The organism is Pseudomonas migulae NBRC 103157 (assembly GCF_002091715.1).
Lineage (GTDB): Bacteria > Pseudomonadota > Gammaproteobacteria > Pseudomonadales > Pseudomonadaceae > Aquipseudomonas > Aquipseudomonas migulae_A.
This window is the reverse complement of sequence record NZ_BDAG01000014.1, coordinates 131,838-138,215: the sequence shown is the minus strand read 5'-3', so window position 1 is coordinate 138,215 and position 6,378 is coordinate 131,838. Positions and strand designations below refer to the sequence as shown.

Genomic DNA, 6,378 nt, shown 5'->3' with positions numbered 1-6,378 from the left:
TACAGTACGCGGTGCACATCCGCCTTTATGCCCTGACCTGCAGGCGCCGACTTGCTGGCGATCACCGTTTCACATTCAACATGGATGGCGGCTGTTTCACCGCCATCGCCAGCAAGCCGGCTCCTACAGGTGCGCGGTGCGCATCCGCATTTATGCCCTGACATGTAGGCGCCGGCTTGCTGGCGATGGCGATGGCGATGGCATCGACACATTCAGAACTGAACTTTGAAAACGCCTCTCACTATTGCGCACTAGCCTTCTGTTTCTTTCAAAACACAGGAGGGCAATGGAATGCCCGATCTTCCCCACGCCAATCGCTTGCGCGCCGGCCGCTATTCCCAAACCGGCCAAATCTATCTGCTGACGGCTGTCACCTGGAACCGCGCCCCCTTTTTTACTGACTGGCGGACAGGACGCCTGGTGGTGGAGCGCTTTCGCCAGGCGCATACAGAAGAATGGGTCGATTCCCTTGCCTGGGTGGTGATGCCTGACCATTTTCATTGGCTGGTCGAACTGAAGAACAATTCGTTGTCGGCGTTGGTACTGGCAACCAAATCGCACAGCGCACGGGCGGTAAACGCGCGGTTGGAGCGCAAAGGAATGGTATGGCAGAGAGGTTTCCACGACCGTGCGATTCGCCGTGAAGAGGATCTGCAAGCGGTCGCCCGATACATCGTTGCCAACCCATTGCGTGCAGGGCTTGTCACACGCGTGCACGATTACCCATTGTGGGATGCCAAATGGTTATAACCGGGATCTCGGTGGAGGCTGTTATGCCGCCATCGCCAGCAAGCCGGCTCCCACGGTACGCAGTACGCATCCACAGTCATGCCCAGACATGACCTTGTAGGAGCCGGCTTGCTGGCGATCACCGTTTCATATTCAACATGGATGGCGGCTGTTTCACCGCCATCGCCAGCAAGCCGGCTCCTACGGTACGCGGTACGCATCCGCAGTCATGTCGGCAGGGGGGAGGATTTCATTGGGCAAAAAAAACCCGGAACAGCGTCCGGGTTTATTTCACTGCCTGGCTTCGATCAATGCAGGATCTGGCTCAAGAACAACTTGGTCCGGTCATTCTGCGGATTATCGAAGAAGTCGTTTGGCGCCGCCTGTTCAACGATCTCGCCCTTGTCCATGAAGATCACGCGGTTGGCCACGGTGCGGGCGAAGCCCATTTCGTGGGTCACGCAGAGCATGGTCATGCCGTCTTCGGCCAGGCCGATCATGGTGTCCAGCACCTCTTTCACCATCTCCGGGTCGAGTGCCGAAGTCGGTTCGTCGAACAGCATGATTTTCGGTTTCATGCACAGGGCACGGGCAATCGCCACACGCTGTTGCTGGCCGCCGGACAGTTGCCCCGGGAATTTATGCGCCTGCTCCGGAATGCGTACGCGCTCCAGGTAATGCATGGCGATTTCTTCGGCCTTGCGCTTGGGCATCTTGCGCACCCACATCGGCGCCAGCGTGCAGTTCTGCAGGATGGTCAGGTGCGGGAACAGGTTGAAGTGCTGGAACACCATGCCGACTTCACGACGGACCGATTCGATCTGCTTGAGGTCGTTGGTCAGTTCCACGCCATCGACCACGATGCGGCCTTGCTGGTGTTCTTCCAGACGATTGAGGCAACGGATGGTGGTGGATTTGCCGGAACCCGACGGGCCGCACAGGACGATACGCTCGCCCTGTTTAACGTTCAGGTTGATGTCTTTCAACACGTGGAACTGGCCGTACCACTTGTTCACGCCCTGCATCTGAATAATGCCTTCAGGGCTCACAGGCTTTTTGATTGCTTCGCTCATGACAAAACTCCTAACGCTTGTGGCCTGTATCCAGCTTACGTTCCAAATGCATGGAATAGCGGGACATACCAAAACAGAAAATCCAGAACACCAGGGCCGCGAACACATAGCCTTCAGTGGCCATGCCCAGCCATTTCGGGTCGGCGGCGGCTTGTTTGACGCTGTTGAGCAAGTCGAACAGGCCGATGATGATCACCAGGCTCGTGTCCTTGAACAGCGCAATGAAGGTGTTGACGATGCCAGGGATTACCAGCTTCAGGGCTTGCGGCAGAATCACCAGGCCCATGCTGCGCCAGTAACCGAGGCCCATCGCGGCGGCGGCTTCGTACTGACCTTTCGGGATCGCTTGCAGACCGCCCCGCACCACTTCGGCGACGTAGGCCGACTGGAACAGGATCACGCCGATCAGCGCCCGCAGCAGTTTGTCGAAGTTCATGCCTTCAGGCAGGAACAACGGCAGCATCACCGAGGACATGAACAGCACTGTGATCAACGGCACGCCGCGCCAGAATTCGATGAAGGTCACGCAGACCACTCGAATCGCCGGCATGTTCGAACGACGACCCAGGGCCAGGACAATCCCCAACGGCAACGCACCGGCAATGCCGACGGTGGCGATCACCAGAGTCAGCATCAGGCCGCCCCATTGGCTGGTCGCCACCTGGGTCAGGCCGAAAACACCGCCATGCAACAGGCACCAGGCAATGATCGGGTACAGCACCAGAAAGCTCAGGCCATACACGGCTTTATGGTGGAAGCGCGAGATGAACAACGGTGCCACGCCGATCACCGCCAGCCACACAGTCAGGTCCACGCGCCAGCGCAGGTCCATCGGGTAGTAGCCGTACATGAACTGGCCAAAGCGCTGCTGGATGAACACCCAGCAGGCGCCTTCCTTGGTGCAATCGGCCTGGCTGGTGCCGACCCAGTTGGCGTCAATGATCGCCCATTCCAGAATCGGCGGAACGATCAGATAAATCAGGTAGAACGCGAACAGCGTCAGCAGGGTGTTGAGCCAGCTGGAGAACATGTTCGCGCGCATCCACGCCATCGGCCCGAAGACTTTGCTCGGTGGCGGCATGTCAGGTTTGAATGTATGAGTACTCATGCGCTTTTCCTTACCGCTCGATCAGCGCAATGCGCTTGTTGTACCAGTTCATCAGCAGGGAAATGCTGATACTGATCGCCAGGTACACGCTCATGGTGATGGCAATGACTTCGATCGCCTGCCCAGTCTGGTTCAGCACCGTACCGGCAAACAACGAGACCATCTCCGGATAACCGATACCGGCCGCCAGCGAAGAGTTTTTCGCCAGGTTCAGGTATTGGCTGGTCAGCGGTGGAATGATCACGCGCAGGGCTTGCGGGATGATCACTTTGCGCAGGGTCGGACCGTTGCGCAGACCCAGCGAGTGTGCCGCTTCGGTCTGGCCGTGGCTGACCGACTTGATGCCCGAACGCACGATCTCGGCGATGAACGCCGCGGTGTACACGGTCAGGGCCAGGGTCAGCGCCAGCAGTTCCGGGATCAGCACCCAGCCACCGACGAAGTTGAAGCCTTGCAGCTTGGGCATTTCCCAGTGCACGGGGGTGCCGATGATCAGAGCGCACAGCGCCGGGATCACAAGGAACAGCGCCAGGCCGACCCAGAACTTGTGGAACGGCACACCGGTCGCTTCGAAGCGTTTGGTGGCCCAGCGGCTCATCAGCACGATCGCGACAATGGCCACGACGATGCTGATCACAAACGGCCAGAAACCGTCCGCCATCAACGCGGCCGGCATGTTCAGGCCGCGGCTGCTGACGAAGAAGGTGTCGCCGAAGTTATGGCTGTTGCGTGGCCCCGGCATGGTCAGGAACACCGCGAAGTACCAGAACAGGATTTGCAGCAGCGGCGGAATGTTGCGGAAGACTTCCACATAAACAGTCGCCAGCTTAGCGATGATCCAGTTCTTCGACAGCCGTGACACGCCGACGATGAACCCGAGGATTGTCGCCAGGATCACGCCGATGAAAGTCACCAGCAGCGTGTTGAGCAGGCCGATGACAAACACCCGGGCATAGCTGTCCGATTCGGTGTAGTCGATCAGGTGTTGAGCGATGCCGAAACCGGCACTGCGCTCCAGAAAGTCGAAACCGGAGGTAATGCCCCGGTGTTGAAGGTTGGTCTGCGTGTTGTCGAACAGGTACCAGCCCATCGAGACCACCGCCACGATGGTGATGATCTGAAATAGCCACGCACGCACTTTGGGATCGCTGAGGCTGAGCCTCTGCTTTGGTGCGCCGATTGAATTTTGCATGAAGTGCCCCGGATGTAATGGAACAGAACATCACCCGGTGGTTGGCCCACCGGGTGATAGAACCATCAGCGCACTGGTGGTGCGTATTGAATGCCGCCGTTGTTCCACAGAGCGTTCAGCCCGCGGTCGATGGCCAGCGGAGTGTCCTTGCCGAGGTTTTTCTCGAACACTTCACCGTAGTTACCGACTTGCTTGACGATCTGCACGACCCAGTCTTTCTTCACTTTCAGGTCTTTGCCGTATTCACCGTCGGTACCCAGCAGACGAGCGACGTCCGGGTTCTTGGTGCCTTTGGCTTCAGCTTCGACGTTTTTCGAAGTGATGCCGGCTTCTTCAGCGTTGAGCATGGCGTAGCCAGTCCAGCGCACGATGGCCAGCCACTCGTCGTCGCCATTACGGACGACCGGGCCCAGAGGCTCCTTGGAGATGGTTTCCGGCAGAACGGTGTAGTCGTTCGGGGTCGCCAGCTTGCTGCGTTGTGCATAGAGCTGGGATTTGTCGGAGGTCAGCACGTCGCAACGACCGGATTCCAGCGACTTGGCGCTTTCGTCGGATGTGTCGAAGGTGATCGGGGTGTATTTCAGACCGTTGCCACGGAAGTAGTCGGAAACGTTCAGCTCGGTGGTGGTACCGGCTTGAATGCAGATGGTGGCGCCGTCGAGCTCTTTGGCGCTTTTCACGCCCAGCGTCTTGCTGTTTACCAGGAAACCGATGCCGTCGTAGTAAGTGATGAAACCAGGGAATTTCAGACCCATGCCCGAATCACGGGAGCTGGTCATGGTGGTGTTGCGCGACAGGATGTCGATTTCGCCGGACTGCAGCGCGGTGAAGCGCTCTTTGGCGTTCAACTGACTGAACTTGACCTTGGTCGCGTCGCCGAAGACGGCAGCGGCCACAGCGCGGCAGTAGTCAGCATCGATACCGACGATCTTGCCAGTGGCGTCCGGAACCGAGAAACCAGGCAGGCCATCGCTGACGCCGCACTGTACGAAACCTTTCTTCTGCACTGCATCCAGGGTTGCACCCGCCTGAGCGAACCCGCTGACACCGAGTACTGCGGCTGCAGACACGATCGCCAGGGTGGATTTCAACATCTTCATTCAAACCTCCAGTTTTGCTCTTGTTGTGTCGGAGCTTGAGTCCTGTCGCACCCTTATGAGGCGTAGTCGACCCGTGTTGGCTTTTTTTAGGGTCAACCGACGTAGGACCTGCGCTATGAGTCTAGTAGGAGAAAATCCACATCATGGACCACTCACTTCTCACCAATCGGCCGAACGGGCTGTAGCCCTTTCACGTTCGCGAAGCCCGTAGCGGCCACTGGCGAACATCCATCACCGGATTTTTTTGCTATCCCACTACGAACAATGGCCTGATAGTGTTACCGACAGGCGTGGGATTTTTCATACAGGCTTCCTATAGCAAAGCCCGTACCAGACCGCTCGCCAAAGCGGTTTAGGGACAGGTCAATAGCAAAACTTGTAGCCTTGCGACATCTTCTTAACGGATCAACCAGACGCGCACTCATCTCTCGCACTCAATGAGAGCGCACGCACAAAATTGGAGCAGCCATGACCGAGCCCCTTATCCTTGAACCCGTCAAGCCCGCAGATGCCTGCGTCATCTGGCTGCACGGCCTGGGCGCCGACCGTTACGACTTCCTGCCGGTGGCTGAAGCGTTACAGGAAAGCCTGCTGACCACTCGCTTCGTTCTCCCTCAGGCACCGACCTGTGCCGTCACCATCAACGGTGGCTACGAGATGCCGAGCTGGTACGACATATTGGCCATGAGCCCTGCGCGCGCGATCAATCGCGAGCAGCTGGAAGCGTCGTCGGACCGAATCATTCAATTGATCGAAACGCAGCGAGCTATCGGAATAGACGCCTCGCGGATTTTCCTGGCAGGCTTTTCCCAAGGCGGCGCCGTGGTGTTACACACCGTGTTTCTGAAATGGCAGGGGCCGTTGGGTGGCGTACTTGCCCTTTCTACTTATGCACCGACTTTCAGTGACGAACTGGAGCTTTCGGCCAGCCAGCAACGCATTCCGGTGCTGTCACTGCACGGTCAGTACGATGACGTGGTGCAAAACTCGATGGGACGGACCGCCTACGAGTATCTGAAGCAGCATGGTGTCACCGTGACATGGCAGGAATACCCAATGGGTCACGAAGTGTTACCCGAGGAGATTCGCGACATCGGCGTCTGGCTTGGCGAGCGCTTGCGTTAACGGCTCAGCTGAAAAACAGCCCATTGATCCATCCCCCTACGCCGCGCCCGA

General features: G+C 58.1%; 6 protein-coding genes. 2 read left to right on the top strand and 4 right to left on the bottom strand.

Annotated features, from left to right (window positions below):
• The first annotated feature begins 291 nt into the window (after nt 1-291).
• Nucleotides 292-750 (top strand): REP-associated tyrosine transposase, encoded by a 459-nt coding sequence (locus PMI01S_RS13455; RefSeq protein ID WP_084320501.1) that lies wholly within the window; start codon nt 292-294, stop codon nt 748-750.
• Between the two features lie 287 nt (nt 751-1,037).
• On the opposite strand, the gene PMI01S_RS13450 is transcribed toward PMI01S_RS13455, so the two are convergent.
• The 4 genes from PMI01S_RS13450 to PMI01S_RS13435 all read right to left on the bottom strand — a co-directional run bounded on the left by PMI01S_RS13450 (nt 1,038) and on the right by PMI01S_RS13435 (nt 5,202).
• Nucleotides 1,038-1,802: an amino acid ABC transporter ATP-binding protein gene (locus PMI01S_RS13450; RefSeq protein ID WP_074879996.1), complete on the bottom strand. Its 765-nt coding sequence runs from the start codon at nt 1,800-1,802 to the stop codon at nt 1,038-1,040.
• Nucleotides 1,803-1,812: 10 nt separating this feature from the next.
• Nucleotides 1,813-2,910 (bottom strand): amino acid ABC transporter permease, encoded by a 1,098-nt coding sequence (locus PMI01S_RS13445; protein ID WP_084320500.1) that lies wholly within the window; start codon nt 2,908-2,910, stop codon nt 1,813-1,815.
• A gap of 10 nt (nt 2,911-2,920) precedes the next feature.
• Nucleotides 2,921-4,102 carry an amino acid ABC transporter permease gene (locus PMI01S_RS13440; RefSeq protein WP_084320499.1) on the bottom strand — a complete coding sequence of 394 codons (1,182 nt, stop codon included), beginning with the start codon at nt 4,100-4,102 and terminating at the stop codon, nt 2,921-2,923.
• Nucleotides 4,103-4,167: 65 nt separating this feature from the next.
• Complete coding sequence (locus tag PMI01S_RS13435; RefSeq protein WP_084320498.1) at nt 4,168-5,202, bottom strand: amino acid ABC transporter substrate-binding protein; 1,035 nt, start codon at nt 5,200-5,202, stop codon at nt 4,168-4,170.
• A 468-nt stretch (nt 5,203-5,670) separates the two neighbouring features.
• Between PMI01S_RS13435 and PMI01S_RS13430 the strand changes: the two genes are divergently transcribed.
• A complete protein-coding gene (locus tag PMI01S_RS13430) occupies nt 5,671-6,327 on the top strand; it encodes an alpha/beta hydrolase (RefSeq protein ID WP_084320497.1) in 657 nt (218 codons plus the stop codon).
• Nucleotides 6,328-6,378 lie beyond the last annotated feature (51 nt).